Below are 24,399 nucleotides of genomic sequence, written 5' to 3'. Positions count from 1 at the left end.
GGGCGCACGGCGACGCCCGGCGGACGATCACCGGTCGGGCTCCTTCGCATAGTTGTAGACGGTCGCCCGGGAGACGCCGAGCTGGTCGGCGATGAGTTGTGCGGAGCTCCGGGTCTCGAAGAAGCCCTCGCCGTGCAGCCGCCGCACCAGCTCGCGCTTCTGGTCACGGTTGAGGCCACGCGGGGTACTGGAGCGCTGCGCCGCGAAGGAGTCGATGGCCGAGCGGAGTTCGCGCCCGGTGCGGTCGCGCGGCGTCTCCAGGCTCTCACCCTGGTCGTCGACGTCGGTGGCGACGAGACCGGCGAGGGTCAGGGCCAGCGGGGACAGCGTGCTGACGTCCAGATTCAGGCACAGGGCCGCGACGTAACGCCCCTCGGCGTTCCTGATGCCGATCGAGGTGCTCTTGGCCGGGCGTCCGTCGGGGAACCGGTTGCTGTAGTTCTGGATGACGCCGGGATAGTCGGGGTCCGCGATGCGGCGCAGGCCCAGTTCGGTGGCGGAGTCGCCGACCTGCCGTCCGGAGAGGTTGTTCTCGATGACGCGGATGGCGCTGTCCGGTCGGCGCAGATCGTGCAGGACGACCTCGCACAGACCGGGGAACACACGCCCGACGGCGACGGCGATGCGTTCGACTTCCCGTACGAGATGCTCGTCGTCCGTCAGGTGGTGGTCGTCTTCGGGTAGGCGGCGCCCGTCCTCCGCCAGGTGGTGGCCGCCTTGGGGTAGGCGGCGCCCGTCCTCCGGCGGGTGGTGCCCGTCTTCCGGTACGGCGGGGCGGTCGGCGCGGTGGGCGTCTCGTGGACCGGTGGAGTGTGTCATCGCGCGCCGCTCGATTCCTGAGCGCCGTCGCCGGGCCCGGCGAACACCGCGGCCATCGTCTCGGCGGACTTCAGCCCCGCACCGGTGAGCACGACCACGGTCGTCTCGTCCGGAGCGATCTCGCCGGTCGCGATGAAGTGGTCGAGGGTCGCCGCGGCGACGCTGCTGGTCGGTTCGGCGTACAGGCCTCGCGCGCTCAGTGCGCGGACCGCGGCGTGGATCTCCGCCTCGGGGACGGCGTAGGCGGCGCCGTCGGAGCGGCGGATGGCCTCGACCGCCTCGGGCAGCCGGACCGGGTGGGCGATGGACGCGCCCTCGGCGATCGTCGGCTGCCGCTCACCGCGGTCGGCCGGTTCGATGCCGTGGAACGTGTCGGCGATGGTCGCCCAGTGCTCGGGCTGCCCGACGAACAGCCGCGGGCGCCGGTCGATCTGGCCGGCGTCGAGCAGCTCGCCGAACGCGAGGTCGCACCCGATGACGTTGCTGCCGGCTCCGGCCACGAGGACCGCGTTGTCGGGTGCGGTGAAGCCTAGGGACTCCCACATCTCGTAGGCGACGGTCTTGGTGCCCTGAATGAACATGGGGTGCCAGTTGTGGCTGGCGTAGGGGATCCGTTCGGACTGCCGGATCGCCTCGTCGGATACCTCCTCGCGGGTGCCGTCCACGAGCTGGATCTCGGCTCCGTAGGCGCGGGCCTGGAGGATCTTGGCCGCCGAGGTGGCGGAGGGGACGATGATCTTGGCGCGGATGCCGGCGGCGGCGGCGTAGGCGGCCACCGCCGACCCGCCGTTGCCCGAACTGTCCTCGAGTACGTGCTCGGCGCCGTGCGCCGCGAGGTGGGACATCATCACCGACACGCCCCGGTCCTTGAAGCTGGAGGTCGGGTTGAACCACTCCAGCTTGAAGTGGACGCGCCGGCCGCCCCAGTTCACCGGAACCATCGGCGTGCACCCCTCGCCCAGGCTCACCCGCTGGGCGGCCGGGACGGGCAGGGCCGCGTGGTAGCGCCACAGGGAGCGTTCGGTGAGGGCGATCTGCTCGGGACGCAGGCCCGGCATCGCGCTGACGGCGAGGGGGCCGCCGTCCTCGCCCCGCCAGCGGGGGTCGTCCAGGGAGTAGCGCCTTCCGGACCGGTCGTAGAGGTAGGGGGCGGTGACGGCTGAGGGCTGTTCGGCGTTCATGCGCGGTTCCGGCTTCTCCTCGCTCGACCTGCTGGGTGCCACTGGGCGTCACTGGGCCCGCTGGGTCTCGCGGCCCGCGGGGCACCCCTTCCTCCCCACCCTAGACGCACTTTCCAGATCTACACAGAGAATCCAATCACTACTCGTCGTCCCAGGCCATCGAGCTCATCCGCCAGCCGGCGGGCGTACGGACGAACTGGGTGGTCTTGCGCCCCGAGCCCTCGAACCACTGGCCGTCCAGGACGCCGGACTTGCGGTACTCGCTGAACCGGTGCGCGATCGTCCCGGCGATCTCGGTCCGCTCGGCGACCTCCCACTCGGAGAACTCCGTCAGGGTCCCGTCGGAGAGGATCTTCCGGCGGGGCTCGATGAACGCGTCGAGGTCGTGGACGACGGGCTCGGCCCCGATGTTCTTGATGATCGTTCCCTGCGGGATGAACACCTCCCGGACGACGTCGAGGTTCGCCGTGGCGCCGCCGGTGTTGGTGAACGCGCCGAGGAAGGCGCGCATCAACCCGTCGAGCTCCGCCTTGACGTCGGCGGCGGTGGTGCCGGCGGTCTCGGCCGTCTCGGCCACGGTCACGGCATCGTCCGGCCGCGGTGACGGCGCCGCCGCGTCATCGGCCAGCAGTGACCAGATCTCGATGTCGTGCCGCATGTCCCGGTACACGGAACGCTGCCGCAGCACGCCGTCGCGGGTCATGCCGAGCCTGCGAGCGGCCTCGATGCTGCGGGTGTTGTGCGCCGCGACCCACCATTCGATCCGGCTCATGCCGCGCTCCCGGAACGCCCAGTCGATCAGTACCCGGCAGGCCCGGGTCACCAGCCCGCGGCCCGCCCCGCCCTCCTCCAGCCAGCAGCCGATCTCGCACACCCCGGAGGCGGTGTCGAAGCTGGTGAACATGACGCCGCCGACCAGTGTGCCCTCCAGCCAGATCCCGTAGATCCGACGGGTGTCCTGGGCCTGGTGGTCGGCGTACCGCTGGAGGACGGCGGTGGCGGAGGCGAGGTCGGTGCTGAGCGTTGCCCAGGGAATCCAGGGGTCCACATAGGGACGGGCGCGGTCCATGTGCGCGAGGAACTCCGGGGCATGCCGGGGTTCCAGCGGGCGGAGCTGCGCGTTGTCGCCGAGGGGCAGTGCGAACACGGTCACCTTCCAGGTACGTAACGAGCGTTCGGCATGTAACGTAGCAGCATGCCACCCGCACCCGGAGACCGTGAAGCCCGCCGTCAGGACGTGTCCGAGGCGGTGTGGCAGGTGCTCGCCGACAAGGGGTTCGGTGGGTTGACGCTCCGGGCCGTCGCCGCCGTCATGGGCGCCTCGACGGGCATGCTCATGCACTACTTCCCGACCAAACGGGCCCTGGTCTCCCACGCCCTGGACCTCTTGGAGAAGCGCACCGCCGAGCGGCCCCGGCGCGCACGCCCCGCGGAGGGGCTCGCCGCCCTGAGGGCGATGCTGCTGGACATCCTGCCGCTGACCCCCGACGACACCGCCCGCAACCGCATCTGGGTCAGCTCGTGGGACCTCGCCCTCGCCGACGACGCGCTCGGCGCGGACCAGGCCGCCCGCTACACCCGCCTGCGGTCGACGCTCCGCCCCCACCTCGAAGCCGCGCGCGACCAGGGCGAGCTGCCCGAGGTCGCCGACCCGGAGCAACTCGCCGCCGCCGCCGTCGCGTTCACCCACGGTCTCGTCGTCCAGGCGCTCTTCGACCCCGACCGCTTCTCCGAGCGGGTGCAGACCGCCATGCTCGACGACTTCCTCACCTCGATCGCGGCCGAACGGCCCGGCTCTGCCGGACGGCCCGACTCCTAGGGCCTGTTCGGTCTCCCGTTGGCGCCGCACCGCGCGTGCGGTACTTTGAACGCGTTCAACTGAACGCGTTCAAAGATGGGGGCCGTCATGGAGGAATGCCGGAGAGTGTCCGCCCGGCAGCGGAGTTGGGCTGTGGCGGCGGTCGTCGCGGCGGGGGGTGCTGTGCTCTTGGGCCTCATGTTCGCCGCGCTCCTGGCTTGGCTCTTCGTCGTCAGCGCGGTAGTGGCATCCGTACCGCTGTGGTCGCGAGAGCAGCCGAAGGTCTTCGCCCGGGCCTGCCTCGTCATCGGGACGGGCCTGCTGGCCTGGTCGCTGATCGGTGCCGTGATCGGCATGTTCCTGTTTCTTCCAGCGGCCCTGTTGCTGCTGGTCGCGGCCTTCGTGGACGCCGACAACCGCCCAGGTGCGTGGTGGGCGGTGGCGGTGCCCGCCACAGTCGCGCTCGCCTTCGCGTTGATCGCCCTCCCGTCCGACCCGGAGAACGAACCGCCCCCGGGCATGCCCGAAAGTGTCGTGGAAGGGCAGAGCGTCACGTGATCGGCAACCCCGTAGGCGCTGTCCGTGACCAGGAACCGGAAGGCCATCCTGACTGGCACCGGCTGGCACGACAGAAGGAGCAGGGCGCATTCGAAGGCCGCAGCAGCCTGATCCAGGTCGCCCAACGCGCGCCAGGTGGTCGCACAGAGCGAAGGACCGTTCGTGCCGGCCGCAGGCCCGGGGCAGCCGGGCCATGGCGGCCGGCGACTCCGGCACGGGATTCCGTTCGGACACCACGTCGAGGGCATGGAACCAGGGCGCGAACCGCTCCCGCATCGCATCGGTGTCCAGGTCGTGGCCGTAGTCCAACGTCCGCAGACACGCCTCGGCCAGCGCCGCAGCACTCACCGCGCTGAGAAAGCGTGCGTCGCCGAACCAAGGTGCGGCGCCCCATGCCACGTCGGGCCGCACGCCCGTGACCGAACCAAGCGCCATCACCGCGTCGTCCATGTCCCCTTCAAGGAACAAGAAGTACGCCTGCGCCAGCACAGCGCTCAAGGAGCCGTCCTCTTCGAGGCTCTCCTTCAACTCCGAGCGTCGGTCCTGCCACAACTCGGCGAGGGCCCCGTAGGGCTCCGGAGCCGCCGGCGCCGAGGCTATTGCCCCCACCAGAAGCTCAACGGCGCCCACCAGGCTTCCGCCACAGTGCGCCATCACACCAGCGAGACTGACTCCCGCCGCCACTGACCGATTCGACATCGCCAGAGAATACCCGCGGTCAAAGGCGCTGTGAGACGTCCGCCACCGCAGTCGGCGATCAGACCAGGCGAGCGGGAGCCCCTCTCAACGCGCCGCCCGGTCCCGCAGGGTTGCCGGCTCGCCAATCCAGCACGGAAAGGGAGGGTGAGCGGGTGGTGCTCCGGAGGTACGGGCCGCGCGACGGCGGATCGTCAGCACCATCAACGCCGTAGACGAGATGGAGCGTCAGGCCGCGCTCACCCGCGAGTCCTCACGACTGGTGCCACCACGGGGGCCGATGGCGTGAGCCAGATCACTGCTTCGGCTACGTATCCGACTTGCAGGCTGTCCCGTCGTACCGGTGTGTACAGCCATTCACCCTGCAAGGAGCCGTGAAGCATGCCTCAGCCCTCTCTGTCCCCCGACCCCGGCCGGTTGCCGCAGCCCCTGCCGGCAGCGGCGCAGGACGCGCGCCGCGAGTTCCTGGTCGCGCTGGAGCCGCTGCGCGGCGAGTTGTTCCGCTACTGCCGGCGCCTGACCGGCAGCGTGTGGGACGCCGAGGACCTGGCCCAGGAGGCACTCGCCCGGGCGTTCACGCGAGCGGCACAGACCCACCAGCCGGTCGAGCGCCCCATGGCATGGCTGGTGCGGATCGCGACCAACGCCTACCTCGACCAGGTGCGCCGTCCGGCCCCGCTCCTCGTGGAGCAGCAAGAGCGGGCCGCCCCTCGCGCCGCCGACCCCGCCGAGGTACGCGACGCGCTCGCGGAGATGACCACCCTGCTGGCGCCGCAGGAGCGGGCCGCCGTCGTCCTCAAGGACGTGTTCGACCTGCCGCTGAAGGAGATCGCCGCCATGCTGAGCACCACCGAGGGCGCGGTGAAGGCCGCACTGCACCGTGGCCGCGGGCGCCTGGCCGATCCGGAGCGGGCAGCTGCGCTCGCCCGCCGTACGGCTCCCGAGCGCGAGACCCTCGACGCCCTTGCCGCGGCGTTCACCGCGTACGACCTGGACGGACTGGCCAACCTCTTCGTCGAGGACGCCATCAGCGACGTGATCGGCGTCGCCCACGAAGTCGGACGGACCCGGATCGCCGCCGGCTCGCTGCACCACACCCTGGTTCTGGAGTCGTCCGTCCGGTGGCGCGCCGAGGTCAGGGAGCTGGACGGCGACCCGCTGGTCCTGATGTGGGCCACTCCGGCCGACGGCAGCGGCCCCGAGGCGGTCGAGGACGTCCTTCGCGCCGAGACGGCCGACGGCGGGGTCACACGCCTGCGCTGGTACTACTTCTGCCCCGACGTCCTCACCGAGGTGGGCGACCGGTTGGACATGCCCGTCCGAACCCACGGCCACGTCGTGTAGCGCCCAGCAGACGAGCCTTCGCCATGACCGGCCCCGAGGGTGGCTACCTCAAGGACGCCGTCGCCGCGGCCGGTCCGTCCGTGGACTTCTCGCGGTACGACATGGTCCACGTCCTCACGACACGCGACGTCGCGGCGAGTTCCTTTACACCCACCTACGTGTACGAACCGGCAACCGCCGACGTCCGCGCCGACGGCGATCCCGGGGCAACCACTGGCGCGTGAGCGGGTGCAGGCGTCAGGTGGAGCCGGGGGACAGCACCCGTGCGTCGGCGGGCGCGACACGTGAGGCTGAAGGGGCAGTCATCGACGCCTACTTGGGGGAACCCGTGGCCATCTCCGTCTCCGACTCCACCTCGACAAAGACGCCGCGCGGCGCAACCCCGTACCGCGGCCGTCGCCGGGCGCGGGTGGCGGCAGCCGCCTGCTGCGGCCTGCTGCTGAGTGCGTCGGTCGTCTCCGCCGCCGCCACTCCGTCCGCCGCGACCCAGCCCGCCGCCCGTGCCCAGGCTCAGCACGAGGAGCGGGGCCGGGGCACGCTGGTCTCCGCGGAGAAGCTGTACACGCTCGCGACCCCGGGGGCCGTGTCCACCGAACTGGGCGCGGCCGGGTTCGCCGACGACACCGTCCGGTACGGCGTCGTCGCGTACCGGCTGGTCTACCGGACCGTCGACGCGCACGGCCGACCCACCACGGCAAGCGGGCTGTTCGTGCTGCCGGTCAGCGGCGAACGACGGCTCCGGGCCGTCTCCTTCGCCCACGGCACGGGCAGTCACAGGGACGATTCCCCGTCCATGCAGCGTGCCAGGTTCGTGTCCGCGCCGGTGATCGCGCATGCGGCCGCCGGTACCGCGGGGGTCGCGCCCGACTACCTGGGGATGGGCAAGGGACCCGGTCCGCACCCCTGGATGGACATCCCGTCCGAGACCACGGCGTCCCTGGACATGCTGAGGGCGGCCCGTGCCTTCGCGCCCCGCACGGGGCACGTGCTGGAGCGCGAGGTCATGGTCACCGGATTCTCGCAGGGCGCCTCGGCGGCGCTGGGGCTCGGCAGGGCACTGGAGGCGGGCGAGGACCGCTGGTTCCGGCTGGGCGCGCTGGCACCGGTCAGCGGCGCGTACGACTTCGGTGGCGCGGAGCTGCCCGCGCTGCTGGCGGGCAGGCTGGAGCCCAAGTCGAGCGTGCTGTACGCGGCGTACACGCTGGTCGCGTTCAACCGGCTCCACCCCCTCTACGACAGCCCCGGAGAAGTCTTCCGGGCCCCTTACGACAGCACCGTCGAGGCGCTCTTCGACGGCGCCCACACGGGGGAGCAGCTGATGCGGGGCACCCCGGGCACTCTGGACGCGCTGCTGACCGAGCACGGCCGCGCGTTGTTCGCGCACCCGACGGGTCCGCTGGCGGAGGCGCTGCGCGAGACCGACGCCGTGTGCACCGACTGGGCGCCCCGCGCCCCGGTGCGGCTCTACATGGCGACCGGCGACGAGCAGGCCGTCACCGACAACACGGACCACTGTCGGGCGGCTCTGCTCAGGAACGGCGTGGACGCTCCGGTCGTCGATCTGGGCGAGGTCGACTACCACGGGTCCCGACACCTGGGATCCAACGTGGCGGCCACGTCGTCGATCGTGCGCTGGTTCGCCGACCTGGCCGGTGGATCACGTCACCACTAGGCTGCGACGATGGAACGCCTGAGCGATGTGCCGGAGAGTCCCGCCCCGTCCGTGCGACCGGCCGAGGCCGGGGTGAACGACTACGACGGCTTCGCCGAGGCGTACGCGGCCGACAACGAGAACAACCTCGTCAACGCGTACTACGAGCGGCCCGGGATGCTGTCCCTTGCCGCAGACGTGACCGGCCGTCGGGTCCTGGACGCCGGCTGCGGCGCGGGCTCCCTGTCCGCCGCACTGCGTGACCGCGGCGCGATCGTCACCGGCGTCGACGCCAGTGCCGGGATGCTGGCACTGGCCGGACGGAGGCTCGGTGACGGGGCGGACCTGCACCTGGTCGACCTGCGTGATCGGCTGCCGTTCGACGACGGCGCGTTCGACGACGTGGTCGCGTCGCTGGTGCTGCACTATCTGGAGGACTGGGGGCCGACGCTGGCCGAGATGCGGCGCGTGCTGAGGACCGGCGGGCGGTTGATCGCGTCGGTGGACCACCCTTTCGTGGCCTACACGTTCCAGGACCCCCGGCCCGACTACTCCGCGACCACCAGCTATGCCTTCGAGTGAACGTTCAGCGGGCGGTCCGTCCCCATGAAGTTCTGGCGCAGGCCGCTGCACGCGATGACCGACGCCTTCACCATCGCGGGCTTCCGCATCACGGCCCTCAGCGAGCCACAACCCGACCCAGCCGCACGCGAGTTGTTTTCCGAGGGCTTCCATGCCCTCTCGACCGGCCCGTGTTTCCTGTTCTTCGTCGTGGAAGTACCGTCGTAGTCCGCCGACATGAGCGGCATGCGGTCGGACCGTAGGACGCGAAGGGGGAGCACACTCATGGGGGAGCAGTGGATCGCGCTCGTCGTCGCCGCGGTGGGCGTCGTGGGCACGCTCGGGGCGGCGTTGCTCACCCAGTCGCGCGCCGACCGGTCGAAGCGGCTCGAGCTGGGGGCGGCCGCGGAGCAGCAGCGGGTGGAGCGCCGGCACGCCGAGGCCGTGCGGGTCGCCGAGCGGGCCGAGCAGCGGTTGCGGGAGCGGATCGAGATGCGGCGAGGCTGCTACATCACGCTCAACACCGCCGCCCGGCATTACCTGACGGCCCAGGTGAACCTCTCGTACGCACTGAGAGGGCGCGGTGACACCCAGACCTGCCTGCAGGAGCTGGAGGAGCGGCGCATCACCTTCCGCGCCGGGTACGCCGAGGCGCAGATGATCGTCCCGGACGCGGTTCTGTCCGAGGTCGGCGGCGCGAGCCGATGGCTCAACGGAGGCTACGGGACGCTCAAGCGGATCGTCGCGGCGGGCGCCGACCCCGCCGCGCGGAGCGAACTCGCCTCCTTCGGCGAGTACCTCGACGCCGGCTGGGCCCTGCTCGCCACCATGCGGGGTGCGATGCGACACGACCTCGCCATCGACGACGAGGAGGACGAAGACGGTGAGGACGACGAAGACGGCGATGATCAGTCGCCTTCAGTGCCGTAGGGCCGGGGATCGCCCCACACCCCTCGTCCCCTTCCGGGCCGGCCCTCAGGACCGCCGCTTGCGGGGAGTGTCGACCCGGATCTTCATCGGCTTGAGCAGCGAGTTGACATAGTCGCGGCCCGCCGGGGTGTTCAGTTCCAGCGGGTCCTCCGTGGAGGGCTTCAGCAGGTCCGGGCCGCCCTCGGGCGAGTACAGGGCGTACGCGTCGGCCACGTGCGGGCCGAAGTCCTGACGGGACGGCCAGCGGAAGCCCGTCGCCCACGGCGCCTGGCTCCGGATCCACGAGCCCCAGCGGCGCGTGCGCGCGTAGTGGCGGGCCGAGGACGTGACCAGCCAGTGGTCCTGGTGCACGGCGGCCAGGCCCTCCCCGGTCGTGAGGTCGACCAGCGTCAGGTCCGCCGCCGCGACCACCTTCGACAGGAGCGTGTCCCGGATCTTGGGCTGGGTGATGCGCCGCCGGCCGTCCTTGACCTCCAGGTCCCGTCCGAGCGTTTCGCACAGCGCGGTGAGCGGCGACTGCGCCACGTACAGGTACGGCACCTTGCCGCGGCGCAGCCCGTCCGGGATGTCGCAGAACCGGCCGCCGCCCCAGTGGAGATCCGCCTGGACCGGCTTGAACTGCGTGGCGCCCCACTGGGCGTTGTGAACGCGCCACAACTCGGTACCGGCCGGCAGGACGTACCGCAGCGGCGACACGCGTGCGGTGGACGAGGGGATCATCTGGTCGGGCACGTGTTCACCAATCCGGGGTCTCGGCCCGCGCCGCGGCCAGCAGGGCACCGTCCGCCCCGGTCCCCAGCAGCGTCGCGGGCGCGGCGTCGAGCCACACGTTGGGCCCCAGCCACCAGTCGGCGGCGCCCCAGGGGTCTTCGTCGGCGGACAGGAGTCGGTTGATCTCGGTCACCACCGGGTACGGCGTCCCCGACTCCCGGTCGAGCTGGAACGACGGCACCCGCTCCACGTCGTCCTGGTAGGTCAGGGCGATGAGGTCCCGCTCCTGCTCCGGCGTGAGCCCGAGCTCCGCCGCCGGCACGGCGGGCGGGGCGAGCAGCCACGCGTCGTCGGCATCGGGGCGGTACGGGTCGTCATTGAGCGACGAGGGCAGGGCTACGTACGAGGACGAGGGCGGAGGTACGTACGAGGACGCGGGCGAGGGAGCGTCCGAGGAAGCGGACGCGGGCGCCGGTGGCGGCGCGTCCAGGGTCGCGGCCGGTTTCTCCGGGGACTCGCCGGACAGCGCGTCGGCGCGCAGCGCCTGCAGCATTGGGAGCAGCGTGGCGTCCGGGGGCGGTCCGCCCGCCGTCGGGCGGAAGCGGACGCCGGTCGGCGTGAGGGCGATCCGGGCCGGATGGTCCGGCGGCGTGAACGGCTTGATCAGTTCACGGAGATCGCGGGCCGCGGCCACGGGATCGTTCTCCGCGTCCTCCAGGATCTCGGCCAGTTCCTCCCGGGCGGCCGGGTCGAGCAGCGCGTACAGCTCCGCCCAGTACCGCTGGATGGCCTCCATGGCCACCGCGAGGAACGCCGAGCCGCCCTGCGGGTCGAAGGCCACCGCCGCCACCCCCTCCGGACTCCCGACGTCATCGTCCGACGGCGCTCACCGTGCTCACCGCGTGCGCCGTCATCGCCACCGTAACAGCCCCTGGGTCCACCCGGGTTGTGATCACCGGAGATGGGCGACGGGCTCCGGCAGCACCTCGCGTGAGGCATCATGGGCGTCCGAAATCACACGCGGTCCCCGGGGGAGGGTCCATGAGCAACTCCGCCGCATATCGATGGACGTACGTGGACGTGGAGGCCGAGCGGCGCCGCGAACTGCGTGCCCAACTCGCCCGCGAGACCGCCAGGTCGCGTGAACTCCAGGCCCAGGCGAAGGCCCTGCGCCGCGTCCACCGGACCGCCCGCGTCGACGTGCCCGTCGTGACCGCGTCGTCCCAGGCGGGCTCCGCCGAACTGGCCCAGGCCCTGGAGGCGGCCCGGCGGAACAACGACCGGGCCGAGGCCGAACTGAGGGGGGCGGCCGCCCGCGTCTGGTCGGCGCCGCCCGAGGAGGCCGCGCCCGGCCGTCCCGAGCCGACCCGGCCCACCGGGCCCTCGGCCGCCGACATCGCCGCCGACGCCGCCGCCGACAAGGCGCGCAAGGCTGCGGCGGTGCGGGAGGCCGCGCTCACGGAGGCCGAGGCGCTCCTCGAACGGGACGGCGCCGCCTGCGACCCCGCCGACCTGCCCGTCTTCGCGCGTCGACTGGAGGCGTTACGGCAGGCCGGGACCGCCGAGACGGCGCGCACGCTCCTGACGGACCTGGGCGTCCTCGTCCACCGCTCGGCCGTGCGCCGGCGGAAGGCCGCGCGGGCCGCCGAACTGCGGGCCGCCCTGCTCGAACGCCTTGAGGACGCCTCGCCCGAGGACCGGCGCCGCCTCACCCCGCTCGTGACCGACGCACCGGACCCCTCCGACCTCGCGGACGACGTGGCGCGCGCCGTCACACGCGAGACCACCTCCCGCAACCGCACCACGGTCGCCGACACCCTCATGCAGGTGCTCCGCGAGCGGGACTACCTGGTGGGCGACGACTTCGCCGACCTCCTCTTCGAGGACGGCAGCGTCGTCGTGCCCTTCGGCTCCTCGGACGCGACCGAGGGCGACCCGGCGGAGGACGGCGCCCACCACGGCCAGGACGGGACCGGCATGCCCGAGGGGTACGGGCTCCGCATCACGCTCGCCGCCGACCGGGCCGGCCTGACCACCGCACTCGTACGCGCCCCGGGGACCGGAGCGGACGCCGACCCGGAGAGCGGGGCGGACGCCGACCCGGAGAGCGAAGCGGAGGCCGACGCCAGGGTCCAGCGCTGGTTCTGCGACGAGCAGTTGCCGGGGCTTGAGGACGCGATCCGCGACAAGGGCGTCGCGCTCGACCGTACCGTCGTGCTGCCGCCCGGCGTCCGGCCCACGGCCGAGGCGCCCGACGCGCCCTGGCCGGACCGGACCGCGGATGCTCCCGGGCAGGAGCAGCGCCAGGACCGCTCCAAGCCGAAGGGCAAGGCCAAGGGCAAGGGCAAGAAGTCGTCCACCTCCGCGTGGTCCACCGGAAACCAGGAGCGGCAGCGTGGCCGTTAACGACAGCGCGGCGACCGACAGCGCGGCGACCGACAGCGCGGCGAACGGCGGCGCGGGGGACGACAGCGCGGGGGACGACAGCGCGGCGACCCACAGCGCGGCGAACGGCGGCGCGGGGGACGACAGCGCGGGGGACGACAGCGCGGCGACCGACAGCGCGGCGAACGACAGCGCGGCGGGCGGCGGTGCGGGGCCGGACGGTGCGGATCCGTTCCGCAAGGCCGCCGCGCCGCCCCCGCCGCCCGCGCCCCTCGCCCCGGCGTGGATCCGCGAGCTGGACATGGCGCTCGCCGTCTACCCGCAGGTCCTGCTCACCGGCAACGTCCGCGACCAGTTCCTCCTGCCCGAGGACGGCGAGGCGGGCGTGGCCGCGCCCGAACCGGGCCGGCCGCTCACGCCGTACAGCCTGGAGGAGGTCATCGAGTCCGTCTGCCGCGCGCGAGGCTACGGCGCCCTGGCCCGGCAGGACAACGTGATCGACCGGGTGGTCGCCTGGCGGCTGACCCCCGACCCGTTCGCGTTCCCGCCCGCCCTGCGCCGCATGGCGGAGGAGGACGCCCGCGCCGAACAGGACGGGGGCGACGAGGGCGAGGACGACGATGTCGAGGCCGGCACGGCCCGGCTGCGCGAGATCATGATCGGCGCCGTACGGCACCGCGGCCCCGCCATCGGCCTGATCGTTCCCTACACCGACCGCCTGGGCTCCTCGCGAGGACCCGTCGCGGGCGAGGCGGCTCGACTCCTCGCCACGGTCGAGGAGCTGGGACACACGGCACGCCCCGTCGCCGGTGACGGCGGCATCACGCCGTACAACACGATCTTCTGGGTCGTCGAGAAGCAGGAGGACCTGCCGCTCGAATTCGCCATCGGCAGCCGGGCGTTGCGGGTGATCTCCGTGCCCGAGCCACCGCACGACCAGCGCCACGCGGCCGGCCGGTACGTGGTGGACCGGCTCGCCGGACGCCAGGCCCGGGAGAGCGGGGAGGCGGTTCCGGAGGAGACGTGCGGCCGGTCGGCGGAGGCCCTGGCCAAGTCCTCGTACGGCCTCGGGGTCGGCGAGATCCTCGCGGTGGGGCGCATGGCGGCCGACCGGCAGCTGCCGCTGGGGCGCCTCGACGAGGCCGCCAGGCTCTACCGCGTCGGTGTGCTCGACAACCCCTGGGCCACCCGGGCCGTCCGCGAGAACATCCTCAACGGCGAGGCGTATCTCAACGCCCATGTCATCGGTCAGCCGCACGCCGTCCGCCGTACGGTCGAGATCTTCATGCGCTCGGCGGCCGGACTCACCGGCGCGCAGTCCGCAAGCTCGCCCAGCAGGCCCCGCGGCACCCTCTTCCTCTCCGGGCCGACCGGGGTCGGGAAGACCGAACTGGCCAAGGGCGTCGCGAAGATGATCCTCGGCGACGACGCCCGCCCCATCCGCTTCGACATGAGCGAGTTCGCCGAGGAGCACGCCCGCGACCGGCTCATCGGGGCCCCGCCCGGCTTCGTCGGGCACAGCGCGGGAGGCGAGCTGACCAACGCGGTGCGGGCGCACCCGATGAGCGTCCTGCTCTTCGACGAGATCGACAAGGCGCACCCGCGCCTCTTCGACCTGTTCCTGCAGATCCTGGAGGACGGGCGGCTGACCGACGGCCAGGGCGCCACGGTCCACTTCACCGAGTGCGTACTGATCTTCACCTCCAACCTGGGCATCTCGGCGCAGGTGCGGCGGTCGGCCGCCCGGCGCGGGGTCGAGGGCGCCGAACCGGGCGGCGGGGGCGGTGGCGAAGCCGGTTCGGACGAAGGGGGTGACGGTGACGGCGCGAACGACGGGACTGGCGCGAGCGGCGGCGGTGCCGAGGAGGCCCGGGAGCGCGCGGCGCGAGGGCGGTCCCGACAACAGCCCCGACTGACCCGCCACGACAAGCCGGAGGTGGTGCGGGAGGCGCTCCGCTCGGCCTTCGACACCTTCTTCAACGAGCACATCGGCCGGCCGGAGCTCCGCAACCGCTTCGGCGACAGCTTCGTCCCGATGGACTTCATCCAGCCCGTGTCCGTGCCGCTCATCCTCAACAAGTCGCTGGACTCCGTCGCCGGCCGTGTCCGCGAGGTGCACGACGCCGAACTGACCATCTCCGACGAGGCCTGGGAGGTGCTGCGCGTGGAAGCCGCGGGACGGCTCGACCACGGCGGCCGAGGCGTGGTCACCGCCGTGGAGTCGGCCCTGGTCAACCCCCTGTCGCGCGAGCTGTTCCACCAACCGCCCCGCGCGGGCGAGCACATCGAGGTCGAGGCGGTCGAAGGCGAGGGCGACGCGTACGCACTCACGATACGGCGATGGATGTGACCGGGGAGACGGGGCTGCCCGCGGCGAGCCCCGCCGGGAGTCCCGCGGGGAGTCCTGCCGGGAGTCCCGCGGGGCCGGCCCTGCGCGTCGCCGACGTCCTCGGACCGGTCACCTCCCTCGGGCCCGGGCGACGGCTCGGCGTGTGGGTCCAGGGCTGCCCGCTCGCCTGCCCCGGCTGTATGTCCCGGCACACCTGGGACCCTCGGGGCGGCCGGGAGATCCCGGTGGAGCGGCTCGCCGACGCCTGGCGCCGCGCCCTCGCCGACGGCTACGACGGGCTGACCGTCAGCGGTGGCGAACCCCTGGAGCAACCCGCCGCGCTCGCCGAACTGCTCGCCGCGGCGGACCGGGAACGGCGCGCCGCAGACCGGGCCGACGCCGACCTTCTCGTGTACACCGGGTACGAGGAGGCGGAGCTCGCCGACGCGGCGGAGGCCCGGGCGGCGCTGGCCCTCGCCGACGCCGTCATCACCGGCCGGTACCGCGCGGGCGAACCCACCCGGCTCGTCTGGCGCGGCTCGGCCAACCAGCGGCTCGTGCCCCTCACACCACTGGGACAGCGCCGATACGCGGACCACCTGCGGCGGGAGTCGGACCGCCCCGAGCTCCAGGTACGGGTGACGGATACCGAGATCCGGGTGATCGGCGTGCCGCGGCCTGGAGAACTAGGATCGCTGGAGCGGGAGTTGGCGTCCCGCGGAGTGACCTTTCGGGAGAACACATGGCGTCCTTGACGCGCTACCGCTGCCCGGTGACACCGGACGACTGCCCCACGTCGACGAGCCGGGGCTTCTGCCCCATCCACGAGTGGGAGCGACTCGTTCCCGAACGCGTCCTCCTCACCTCCGAGTTGGGCGAGGCGGGTGTGTCGGACGGGTCGGGTGCGCCAGGTCCGTCGGGCGCTTCGGGTGGGGCTCCGGAACGCGGAACCGATGGCGCGGGCGCGGCCGAAGGCGCCCCGCGTCCGGCCGTGACCCGGACGCCCCGCCCCGCACCCGCCCGGCCCCCGGTCGTCGCTCCGGCCGCCGTTCGCGCCCCGACCGTCCGTCTGGCCCTGGTCCTCGCCGGCGTGCTCGTACCGCTGCGCGGCGAGGGCGAGCCACCCACCCGGCTGGGCCGTGACGCCCCCGACTGCGCGCATGTGACGGGACTCGACCTGCTCGATCAGATCTCCCGCGAACACGCCGAGTTCTTCTGGGAGTCGGGCCGGTTGTACGTCCGCGACTCCTGCTCCAGCAACGGCACCTTCGTCGACGGCGAACGCATCGAGGGCCCCGCCAGGGTCTGGCCGGGCCGCCACGAGGTCCGTCTCGCCCAGGACGTCGACCTGGTCGTCGTGGAGATCGACGAGTTCGGCGCCCCGCTGTAGAACGTACGACGCCATGGCGCCCGCCGCTCGAAGACCCGCACGCCGGCACCGACAACCGCCCGCACGCCCGTCCGTACCGCACACCGAACCGCCCACCCACCGCACGTCATCCGAACAGACCCGGCGCCAGGCCGGGGAACGGGGACACCTCATGGCCGAGAATCCGACCGACGACCCGGCGGAAGACAGCACGCCACCCGGGCGCGGCCGCCCGAGCCCGCCGACCCGGAAGCAGCGCCCGGGCGTGCCGCAGCCGCGGCGGCAGAGCCCCGCGACACGGCAGCAGAAGCCGGATCCGACGCGGCAGGGCACACCGCCGTCCACACCGCCGCCGTCCCCGCCCCCGACGCCCGCGCCTCCGCAGAGTCCACCGACCCGCGTGCAGCGGACCGAGGACGCCACCCCGCCGAGTCCACCGACCCGCGTGCAGCGGACCGAGGACGCCACCCCGCCGAGTCCACCGACCCGCGTGCAGCGCACCGAGGACGCCACCCCGCCGAGTCCACCGACCCGCGTGCAGCGCACCGAGGACGCCACCCCGGCGAGCCCGCCCACACGGGTCCAGCAGACGGGCGAGAAACCGGCGGACGAGACGCCGGAGGGCGCGAAGTCGGCGGGTCGGCAGCCGGTGGACCGGGCCGCGCCCGACCGGCCGGCGGACAAGGTCCCACCGAGTCCCCCCACCCGACACCAGTCGGGTGCGACCGTCGGCCCGGATCCCGTCCACGACTCGGAGGTCCCGACGAGCGCCCCCTCCCGCGGCACTCCGCGTACGCGCCGCGCGCGGGGCAGTACACCGAACGCCGAGTTCCCGGAGGCCTTGCGCCGGCGCGGCTACCACCCCATCGGCATCGCGGGCGCCGGCAGCGAGGGCACGGTCTGGCACGTGCGGCTGGACGAGGGTCGGGAGCTGGCGCTGAAGATCGCCCATCCCGGCCAGTCCATGGACCTGGACACCCTCCGCCACCTCGCCGCGCCCGAGTTCCAGCGGCACGTGCCCGAGATCGTCGAGTTCGACGAGGTCGCCGTCGGTGCGGCCCGGTGCGGCTGGGTCGCGATGGAGTACCTGCCGGAGACGCTCGACGACCACCTCGCCGGACGGCAGCGCACCGGGGCCCGCCGGGGCGAGCGGATCCAGGCGGAGGGGACGGTCCAGGAGCTCGCCGAACTCCTCGACTTCTGGCAGACCCGCATCGACCGCAACCCGCTCGACCTCAAGCCCGCCAACATCCTGGTCAGGTCCCGCGGCCGGGGCGGTCACGAGTTCGTCGTCGCCGACTTCGGCGGCATCGCCCGGTTCACGGCGAGCCAGAGCTACCGCGAGTTCCAGGTCACGCCGCTGTACACGGCGCCCGAACAGATCGTCCACCAGAACCTGAAGGCCACTCCCTGGTGGACCCTCGGCCTCGTGCTGTACCAGGTGTTCGTCGGCCGACCCCTGTACGTCCTCGACGACGACGCCCGGATCACGGACACCGCCTGGACCCGGGGCATGATCATGAACGGGGAGGTCGACCTGACGGCGGTCGCCGACCCCCGGCAGAACCTGCTGCTCCAGGGCCTCCTCACCAAGGACCCCGACGACCGGTGGACGGCGGCCGAGGTGCGCCGCTGGCTCAAGGGCGAGTCGCCCGAGGTGGTCCGGCCCGAGATCCCCGAGGCCCGGCCCACGGCCCGCCACGCCAACCGGCCGATCACCTTCCGCGGCGAGGCCCACCACGAGGCGGAGAACCTTGCCGCGGCGATGGCCCGCAACTCCCAGGAGGCCGCCGACTGGCTCGCCGCCGACGGCGGACGGCGCCTCGCGGCCTGGCTGCGCGACGAACTGCACGACACCTCCTTCGACATCGGCCAGCTCCAGGGCCTCGACCGCGGCCCCGCGAGGCCGGTCCGCGCCGCCGTGGCTGCCCTCGCCTTCGTCGCCGTGTTCGCGCCCACGGCGACCCCGCAGTACCGCGGCCGGCGCGTGGACGCCGAGGGCATCGCCCGTATCGCCCAGAGCGGCGACGCTGTCACGTTCATCGACGAGCTGATCGGCGCCTCGGTGCCCACCGTCGCCGCCGGGTTCCGCTGCGGCCACGACGGCTGCGTCGACCGCTGCCGCCTCCTGCTCGCCCTCGCCGACGAACTCCCGCTCACCATCGAGGGCGTACGCGCCGAGGCCCGCACCCTGGGCCACCGTGACGGCCGGAACGACGACCTCACCCCGTACGAGCGGAACATCGCGTACGGGCTGAGCGCGGCCCTGATCGTGCGGCCCGCCGACCGCAAGCGGGCCCTGCTGCCGCTCGCCGGACTGCCCGGCGCCCTGGCCCCCCTGGCCGTGCGGGCCCCGCTGGTCCTGCTCGTCCTCCTCGCCCACCTGAACGCCGTGCGCCACCGCGTCACCGCCGCCGTGCGGCAACGTGGCGGCGAAGCGCCCTTCCTGCGCCGCTGGGCCGGCCTGCACCGCAGAGCGGCCGCCGGATCGCCGGCCGCCGTCTCCGGGCGCACGGCTCTCGTCGCCGCGGTCGCACTGCTGCCCCGGCTGCTCCGCGCCGACGCGCTCGGGCAGGACCACGAGGTCACCCTCGCCGAGTGGTGGTCGGTCACCTGGCCCCCGCTCGGACGGCGGGTCTGGGCCGCCACCGTGCTGTTCACGGTGGTGTGGGTGCTGACCTGGTGCGGAGCCATGGCCCGCACCGTCGTCGACAGCGGCATCGGCTGGGCGGCGCTGAAGCCGGAGGAGGCGCTCGTCGCGCCGCTCACCCGGGCCGCGGACGCGGCGTCGGTGACCATCGGCGGCCTGTGCGCCGTGGCGCTCGCGGCGGCCCTTGCCTTCGTCCTGCCCCGCACACCCGTCTCCGGCCGGGTGCTGGTCCTCGGCGCGGCGCTCGCGGTCTTCGTCGGCTACCGCCGTCCCGACCTTCCCCCGCTGGAGGTGCTGCACGCCCCCGCGTGGCTGGTGGAGCGCGCACGGTGGCTGCTCGGCGGCTGGCGCAGCTGGAACGGCGTCGTGGCCCTCGCCGCCCTGGTCCTCTGCTTCTTCCTGCTGTCGTACGCGGCCCGGCACCTGGCCCGGGCGCGGGCCGCCGAGCAGCAACAGGCGGGACTGCGGCGCGCCCGCGCGGAGCGGCGCCGTACCCAGGCGGGGCTGCCGGGGCGTCCGTACCAGAACCCGGCCGCGTGGCGGACGGGTTCCGGCGGGATGCGGGACCGCGGTCTCTTCGCGCTCGCCGGCGTGGTCACCCTCGTCGTCGTGCTGGGCGCGGCCGTCGAGTTCCGGCTCGCCCTCACCGGCGACCACGCGACCCTCGTCTCCTGGGGGACCGGACAGCAGGGCGCCGCCTACCAGTCGCACTACCTCGCGGCCTGCGCCGCGCTCTGCGCCCTCGCGGCGGTGTGCGCTCCGCGGACCGCGCGCAGGATCCTCGGCGGCGGTCTGCTCGCCGTCGCCGTCCTCGGGGCCTGGCCGCCGCCCGTCGAGCCCGCGCAGGCCGTGAGCGTGCCCGTCTGGGAGGCCTTCTTCGCCGAGACGGCCGCCACCTGGGGACCCGCGGCGTTCTGGGCCGCGCTGCTCCTCGCCCTGCCGCTGGCCGGCGCCACCGGTGCCTTCGCCCTGCGCCGTACCAGGAGCGAGGGCCGGTGACGGCGGTGGCGACCCGGCCGGCCGAGCCCCCGGAGGGCGCCGACCCGGATGAACTCATCAGTGCGGCGCAGGAGTTGCTGGAGCACCACGACGAGCAGGAGCTGCCCGATGAGGCAGCGCGCTCGCTGTGGCGCTGCCGCGACGTACTGCTCCGGGCCCGCGGCGCCCTCGAACGGCAGGGCGGCCGGGCCGACCCGTACCAACTGGCCTTCTCCCGCTATCTGCACGGCCTCACCCTGTCCGTGGGCTACTGGCAGGCCGCCACGGGCCAGGCCGAGGCGTACGGCGTCGAGGACCCGCACGCGCTGCGGCGCGAGGCGATGCCCCTGCTCGCCCTCAGCCGGGCCCTGCTTCCGGACGACGACCCGGTCCACGCGCACGCCTCGATCCGGCTCGCGCTGCTGCTCCACGACCGGCACGAGAGTCCGGACGAGGTTGACGAAGAGCCGGACGACGGCGCGGAGCCGGACGCGGGTCCCGACGATCTGGACGAGGCGCTCGCCGCCTTCGAGGAAGGGTTGCGGCTGCTCGACGAGGACCCGCACCCCGGCTTCCTCGTCACGTACGGCTGCGCGCTCGCCGACCGCTACGACCGCGACGGCGAAACCGCCGACCTGCTCACCGCCGCCGCCCTCCTGGAGGAACTGCTCCACGCGATGCGGCCGGGAGCCGGGGAGGACGCGTTCGTCCATTGGGGCGAGGCGGACGCTGCTGACTATATGGACGCGGTCGCCTCCGCAGCTCCGGTCGCCTCCGCGGACCCGGCCGACGAGGCCGACCCGCTGGAGATCGAGACCCGCGTACGCCTGATCCGCCTCCTCCAGGCCTCCGGCGACCCCGGCGACGCCGAACGGGCCGCCGACCACCTCGAACTGCTCGCCGCGACGGCACCGGACGACCACCCCGCGCGGATCTTCGCCGCCGGCCATCTCATCGACATCTACCTGGAGCGGGGCGGGGGCCGGGTACGCCCCGAGGACCGCCCCGCCCGCCTGGCCCGACTGCGTGACCTGCACCGGCTGATCGACCCCGAGGACCCGGACCACGCCCGGGCCACGGCCCTCCTCGGCTCGGCGCTCGCGGAGCGCGTCGACACCGCCGCGACGCGCCCCGGGCCGACCGAGGGCGCTGACGGGGACGGCGGCGACTCCGGTCCCGGCGAGGCGGATTCCGGTCCGACCGAGAACCACCACGAGGCCGTCGAGCTGCTGCGGGCGGCGCTCGACGGACTGTCCGCCGAGGACCCGCTGCGCCCGAGCGGACACGCGGCCCTCGGCACCCTGCTCAACTCCCTGCACGACTACGAGCCCGCGCGGTACGAGGTCGCCGAGGCGGCGTTCCACCTCGAGCGCGCCGTCGAACTCCACCCCGACGACGGGCCCCTGCGCAGCGAGCTGATCAACCACCTGGCGCACGCCAACCTCGCTGACGACCGGAGCGCCCGCAGGCTCGACCACATCGACCGGACCATCGACCTGCTCAACGAGTCGATGAGCACGCCGTCCGACACGCCCGGCTTCGGTTCCCACGCGCACGGCGCCTACGCCGCCGCGCTCAGCCAGCGCCACGCCCTGTCGCACTCCAGCGACGACCTGGACGCCTCGATCCGGCACCTGAGCGCCGCGTTCCGGCAGACCACGGTCTCCGACGTCAACCGGGTGGTCTACCTGCAGAACCTCGGAGTCGGGCTCTACCAGCGCTATCTCGCCGGCGGCGACCTCCAGGACCTGCACGCCGCCCACCGCTACCTCAGCGAGGTCGCCGGTGCGGTGACCGGCGGCACCACCGGCTACACCGACCGCCGGCTCGTCGACCGGGACCGCTTGATCCTCGAACACAGCCTCGCGCAGCTGCAGTTCGTGCTCGCCTGCACCGCGCACGACCCACCGGGCATGGCGGCCGCGGTCGCCGCGATGCGCCGGGTGCGGGACTCCGTCGACCCGGACGCCCCCCAGCGGCTGACGATCGACGCCGACTTCGGCCTGGCCCTGTTCGTGCTGGCCTTCTTCACCGGCGCCGCGCAGGACCGGTTCGACGGACTCGTGATCATGCTGGAGAGCGTCGAGGCCTTTCCCGAGGACCATCCCGAGCGGCCGCGTCTGCTGCTGCGGACGGCCGGCGCGCTGATGGTCAGCTCGTTCACCCCGTACAACGCGGGGGGAGTCGCGAGCGCCGATCGACTGCTGCGCGAGACACGCGCCGCCGTCTCGCCGGACAGCCCCGAGGGCATGCGGGCCACGGTCCTCCTCGCGGCTCTGCTCTTCAACCGCTTCAGGCACACAGGGGTGCCCGCCGACGTCGACGAGTCCGTGGAGATCGCCGTCGCGGCGCTCGAACGGATGCGGCAGCGCGCCCCGTCCCCGGTGAGCACGTTCCTCGGTTACGTCCTCGCCGACGCCCTGCGCGCCCGCGCCTCCCGCGACGCGCCCCCGGCCCCCGTACCCGTCGACGAGCCCGCCCCCGCCTCCGTATCCGTATCCGACGACGCCCGGGCCGCGCGGGAGGCCGGGATCGCGGCCCTGCGCGAGGCCGCGAGTGTGGTGCTGCTCCAGGCCGGCGCCGAAGCGGCCCTCCAGATGGCCCGCACCGCGACCGACCGGGCCCTGCAGATCGCCCGGTGGTGCCTCTTCGACGGCGATCTGACGGGCGCGCTGAAGGCGCTCGAACTCGGCAGGGGCCAGGTCCTGCACGCCGCCACCACCACCTCCGACCTGCCCGCGCTGCTGCGCGAGGCGGGCCACGCGGACCTGGCGGCGGAGTGGGACGAAGGCCCGGTCGTCGCCGGCGTGGCGGGCGTGGTCGCCGATCTGGGCACCCTCCTGGAGGGCTCGGATTCGTTGCTGGGCTCGCTCGCCGAGGGGATGGAACCGCCGCTTCCCGACGACCTGCGCCAGCGCGCGCTCACGGCGCTCGCGCGTTCGGGGGCCGGTACCGCGCTCACCACCCCGCCGACTCCGGAGGAGATCGGCGCCGCACTGCGCGCGGCAGGCGCCGACGCTCTCGTCTACCTCCTGCCGCCCGGCGGCGCCGAGCTCCTCCCGGCGGACGCGGGCAGCGGAGGGGTGGCGGTCGTCGTGACCCGTGACGGCGAGATCGACACCGTCGCGCTCGGCCTGCTGAGGCGGCGCGGACTGGATGTGCTGACCGCCTACCGGCAGGCTCATCGCGACCGCCAGACGGCCCTTGAGGCCGCCGCAGCGGTCGAGGCCGGTGCCGCGGTCGACGACCTCGGCGGTCCCGACGGTTGGACCGATGCGACCGACCCGACCGACCCGACCGATGCGGGTGATGCGACCGATCCGGCTGGTCCGGCCCTTCGGGCCCGCGACGCCGCGCATGCGCGCTGGCGCGCGGCGCTCGCCGAACTCTGCGACTGGGCCGGGCCCGTGGTGATGGCCCCGCTCCTCCGCTCGCCGCTGATCCGCGCGGCCGGACCCGAACCTCATCTGGTACTCGTGCCGTTCGGGGAGCTCGGCGGCATCCCCTGGCACGCGGCCGTCCTGAGCAGCGGGCTGCGGCACGGCGGTCGCCCGGTCCGCGCCGTCGAGCGGACGGTGCTCTCGTACGCCGCCTCGGCCCGCCAGCTCCAGGAGGTGACCAGGCGCCCCCGGCTGCCCCTGAAGGCCTCGCCGGTGATCGTCGGCAACCCGGACGAGTCCCTGCCCGGGGCGGCCACGGAGGCCCGCCAGATCCACAAGGCGATCTACCGGGAGGGGTTGCTGCTGGGCCGGGTCCGAGGGGCGAAGGGACCCGGGACGCCCGCCGAGGTCCTGGCGGCGTTGCCGGGGCGTGAACGGTCGGGGGCGTCGGTGCTGCACCTGGCGTGCCACGCCTGGCCGTCGGCCGTGTCCCCCCTCGACGCCTGTCTGGCTCTCGCGGGATCACAGGACGGCCGGGCACCGTTGTCGGTCCGCGTGATCCTGGAGCAGGCCCGTGGCCGCCCGGCGGAGGCGCCGGGCGGGCTGGTCGTGCTCGACGCCTGCGTCAGCGACCACCTCGCGGGGGACTTCGACGAGTCCCTCACCCTGTCCACCGCCTTCCTCGCCGCCGGAGCGACCGGCGTGGTCGGCTCGCGCTGGGAGGTGGCGGACGGGCCGACGGGGCTGATCATGTACGTGTTCCACGACCGGCTCCGGCACGGCGTACCTCTGGCACGGGCGTTGCGCGAGACCCAGATGTGGCTCCTGGACCCGGACCGGCGGCTTCCGGACGGCATGCCGTTGGCCGTGGCCGACATCCTCCATGATGCCGATCCGGCGGCTCCGGAACTGTGGGCGGCCTTCGTCTGCCAGGGCCACTGAGCCGAAGCCGAAGCCGAAGCCGAAGCCGAAGCCGAAGCCGAGCCGAAGCCGTATCCGCAGCCGAAGCCGTATCCGCAGCCGAATGCGAGGCCGTAGCCGGATCCGCAGCCCCGATCG

At 73.5% G+C, this 24,399-nt stretch carries 17 protein-coding genes and 2 pseudogenes; 13 read left to right on the top strand and 6 right to left on the bottom strand.

What is annotated here, in order from left to right; genetic code table 11:
* Nucleotides 1-27 precede the first annotated feature (27 nt).
* The 3 genes from ACWFR1_RS13305 to ACWFR1_RS13295 all read right to left on the bottom strand — a co-directional run bounded on the left by ACWFR1_RS13305 (nucleotide 28) and on the right by ACWFR1_RS13295 (nucleotide 3,147).
* Nucleotides 28-819 carry a helix-turn-helix transcriptional regulator gene (locus ACWFR1_RS13305; protein WP_453550033.1) on the bottom strand — a complete coding sequence of 264 codons (792 nt, stop codon included), beginning with the start codon at nucleotides 817-819 and terminating at the stop codon, nucleotides 28-30.
* Nucleotides 816-2,000 carry a threonine synthase gene (locus tag ACWFR1_RS13300; RefSeq protein ID WP_453550030.1) on the bottom strand — a complete coding sequence of 395 codons (1,185 nt, stop codon included), beginning with the start codon at nucleotides 1,998-2,000 and terminating at the stop codon, nucleotides 816-818. Before ACWFR1_RS13300 ends, ACWFR1_RS13305 begins: the two co-directional genes overlap by 4 nt.
* A gap of 139 nt (nucleotides 2,001-2,139) precedes the next feature.
* Nucleotides 2,140-3,147, bottom strand: a complete 1,008-nt coding sequence (locus tag ACWFR1_RS13295) for a GNAT family N-acetyltransferase (protein ID WP_453550132.1) — start codon at nucleotides 3,145-3,147, stop codon at nucleotides 2,140-2,142.
* 48 nt (nucleotides 3,148-3,195) lie between these two features.
* On the opposite strand from ACWFR1_RS13295, the gene ACWFR1_RS13290 reads away from it, so the two are divergent.
* Nucleotides 3,196-3,819 (top strand): TetR/AcrR family transcriptional regulator, encoded by a 624-nt coding sequence (locus tag ACWFR1_RS13290; RefSeq protein ID WP_453550028.1) that lies wholly within the window; start codon nucleotides 3,196-3,198, stop codon nucleotides 3,817-3,819.
* Between the two features lie 132 nt (nucleotides 3,820-3,951).
* The gene (locus tag ACWFR1_RS13285; RefSeq protein WP_453550140.1) at nucleotides 3,952-4,356 is read left to right on the top strand and encodes a hypothetical protein; all 405 of its coding nucleotides are present in this window, start codon (nucleotides 3,952-3,954) and stop codon (nucleotides 4,354-4,356) included.
* 74 nt (nucleotides 4,357-4,430) lie between these two features.
* Here the strand turns inward: ACWFR1_RS13285 and ACWFR1_RS13280 are convergent.
* Nucleotides 4,431-5,010: pseudogene (locus ACWFR1_RS13280) on the bottom strand (hypothetical protein); the annotation flags it as partial.
* Nucleotides 5,011-5,433: 423 nt separating this feature from the next.
* Between ACWFR1_RS13280 and ACWFR1_RS13275 the strand changes: the two are divergent.
* The 5 genes and pseudogenes from ACWFR1_RS13275 to ACWFR1_RS13255 all read left to right on the top strand — a co-directional run bounded on the left by ACWFR1_RS13275 (nucleotide 5,434) and on the right by ACWFR1_RS13255 (nucleotide 9,538).
* Nucleotides 5,434-6,396 (top strand): sigma-70 family RNA polymerase sigma factor, encoded by a 963-nt coding sequence (locus ACWFR1_RS13275; RefSeq protein ID WP_453550026.1) that lies wholly within the window; start codon nucleotides 5,434-5,436, stop codon nucleotides 6,394-6,396.
* A 23-nt stretch (nucleotides 6,397-6,419) separates the two neighbouring features.
* The gene (locus ACWFR1_RS13270; RefSeq protein ID WP_453550023.1) at nucleotides 6,420-6,620 is read left to right on the top strand and encodes a hypothetical protein; all 201 of its coding nucleotides are present in this window, start codon (nucleotides 6,420-6,422) and stop codon (nucleotides 6,618-6,620) included.
* A gap of 104 nt (nucleotides 6,621-6,724) precedes the next feature.
* Entirely contained in the window at nucleotides 6,725-8,068 is a 1,344-nt protein-coding gene (locus ACWFR1_RS13265; RefSeq protein ID WP_453550021.1) for an alpha/beta hydrolase family protein, read from the top strand.
* A gap of 9 nt (nucleotides 8,069-8,077) precedes the next feature.
* Nucleotides 8,078-8,836 (top strand): annotated as a pseudogene (locus ACWFR1_RS13260) (class I SAM-dependent methyltransferase).
* Nucleotides 8,837-8,893: 57 nt separating this feature from the next.
* Complete coding sequence (locus tag ACWFR1_RS13255) at nucleotides 8,894-9,538, top strand: hypothetical protein (protein ID WP_453550019.1); 645 nt, start codon at nucleotides 8,894-8,896, stop codon at nucleotides 9,536-9,538.
* Between the two features lie 45 nt (nucleotides 9,539-9,583).
* Here the strand turns inward: ACWFR1_RS13255 and ACWFR1_RS13250 are convergent, their stop codons facing one another.
* Complete coding sequence (locus ACWFR1_RS13250; protein WP_453550016.1) at nucleotides 9,584-10,270, bottom strand: RES family NAD+ phosphorylase; 687 nt, start codon at nucleotides 10,268-10,270, stop codon at nucleotides 9,584-9,586.
* Between the two features lie 4 nt (nucleotides 10,271-10,274).
* Nucleotides 10,275-11,090, bottom strand: coding sequence for a hypothetical protein (locus ACWFR1_RS13245; protein ID WP_453550014.1), 816 nt, complete (start codon nucleotides 11,088-11,090; stop codon nucleotides 10,275-10,277).
* A 200-nt stretch (nucleotides 11,091-11,290) separates the two neighbouring features.
* Between ACWFR1_RS13245 and ACWFR1_RS13240 the strand changes: the two genes are divergently transcribed.
* From ACWFR1_RS13240 to ACWFR1_RS13215, 6 genes are all read left to right on the top strand, one after another.
* On the top strand, nucleotides 11,291-12,655 hold the full coding sequence (locus ACWFR1_RS13240; RefSeq protein ID WP_453550012.1) for a hypothetical protein: 1,365 nt from the start codon (nucleotides 11,291-11,293) through the stop codon (nucleotides 12,653-12,655).
* The gene (locus tag ACWFR1_RS13235) at nucleotides 12,645-14,984 is read left to right on the top strand and encodes an AAA family ATPase (RefSeq protein ID WP_453550009.1); all 2,340 of its coding nucleotides are present in this window, start codon (nucleotides 12,645-12,647) and stop codon (nucleotides 14,982-14,984) included. Before ACWFR1_RS13240 ends, ACWFR1_RS13235 begins: the two co-directional genes overlap by 11 nt.
* Nucleotides 14,975-15,718 (top strand): 4Fe-4S cluster-binding domain-containing protein, encoded by a 744-nt coding sequence (locus ACWFR1_RS13230; RefSeq protein WP_453550007.1) that lies wholly within the window; start codon nucleotides 14,975-14,977, stop codon nucleotides 15,716-15,718. Before ACWFR1_RS13235 ends, ACWFR1_RS13230 begins: the two co-directional genes overlap by 10 nt.
* On the top strand, nucleotides 15,706-16,353 hold the full coding sequence (locus ACWFR1_RS13225) for an FHA domain-containing protein (protein WP_453550005.1): 648 nt from the start codon (nucleotides 15,706-15,708) through the stop codon (nucleotides 16,351-16,353). The genes ACWFR1_RS13230 and ACWFR1_RS13225 overlap by 13 nt, the downstream gene beginning before the upstream one ends.
* Nucleotides 16,354-16,732: 379 nt before the next feature.
* Nucleotides 16,733-19,981, top strand: a complete 3,249-nt coding sequence (locus tag ACWFR1_RS13220; RefSeq protein WP_453550003.1) for a protein kinase domain-containing protein — start codon at nucleotides 16,733-16,735, stop codon at nucleotides 19,979-19,981.
* Nucleotides 19,978-24,282 carry a CHAT domain-containing protein gene (locus tag ACWFR1_RS13215; protein ID WP_453550000.1) on the top strand — a complete coding sequence of 1,435 codons (4,305 nt, stop codon included), beginning with the start codon at nucleotides 19,978-19,980 and terminating at the stop codon, nucleotides 24,280-24,282. The genes ACWFR1_RS13220 and ACWFR1_RS13215 overlap by 4 nt, the downstream gene beginning before the upstream one ends.
* The last annotated feature ends 117 nt before the right edge of the window (nucleotides 24,283-24,399 follow it).

This window comes from Streptomyces sp. NPDC055103, assembly GCF_053607625.1.
This window is presented reverse-complemented; position numbering and strand designations above follow the sequence as displayed.

Coding starts and splice junctions, on each gene's coding strand:
- ACWFR1_RS13225 (WP_453550005.1), top strand. CDS start 15,706: ATGGCGTCCTTGACGCGCTACCGCTGCCCGGTGACACCGGACGACTGC.
- ACWFR1_RS13270 (WP_453550023.1), top strand. CDS start 6,420: ATGACCGGCCCCGAGGGTGGCTACCTCAAGGACGCCGTCGCCGCGGCC.
- ACWFR1_RS13300 (WP_453550030.1), bottom strand. CDS start 2,000: ATGAACGCCGAACAGCCCTCAGCCGTCACCGCCCCCTACCTCTACGAC.
- ACWFR1_RS13275 (WP_453550026.1), top strand. CDS start 5,434: ATGCCTCAGCCCTCTCTGTCCCCCGACCCCGGCCGGTTGCCGCAGCCC.
- ACWFR1_RS13255 (WP_453550019.1), top strand. CDS start 8,894: ATGGGGGAGCAGTGGATCGCGCTCGTCGTCGCCGCGGTGGGCGTCGTG.
- ACWFR1_RS13230 (WP_453550007.1), top strand. CDS start 14,975: ATGGATGTGACCGGGGAGACGGGGCTGCCCGCGGCGAGCCCCGCCGGG.
- ACWFR1_RS13290 (WP_453550028.1), top strand. CDS start 3,196: ATGCCACCCGCACCCGGAGACCGTGAAGCCCGCCGTCAGGACGTGTCC.
- ACWFR1_RS13305 (WP_453550033.1), bottom strand. CDS start 819: ATGACACACTCCACCGGTCCACGAGACGCCCACCGCGCCGACCGCCCC.
- ACWFR1_RS13240 (WP_453550012.1), top strand. CDS start 11,291: ATGAGCAACTCCGCCGCATATCGATGGACGTACGTGGACGTGGAGGCC.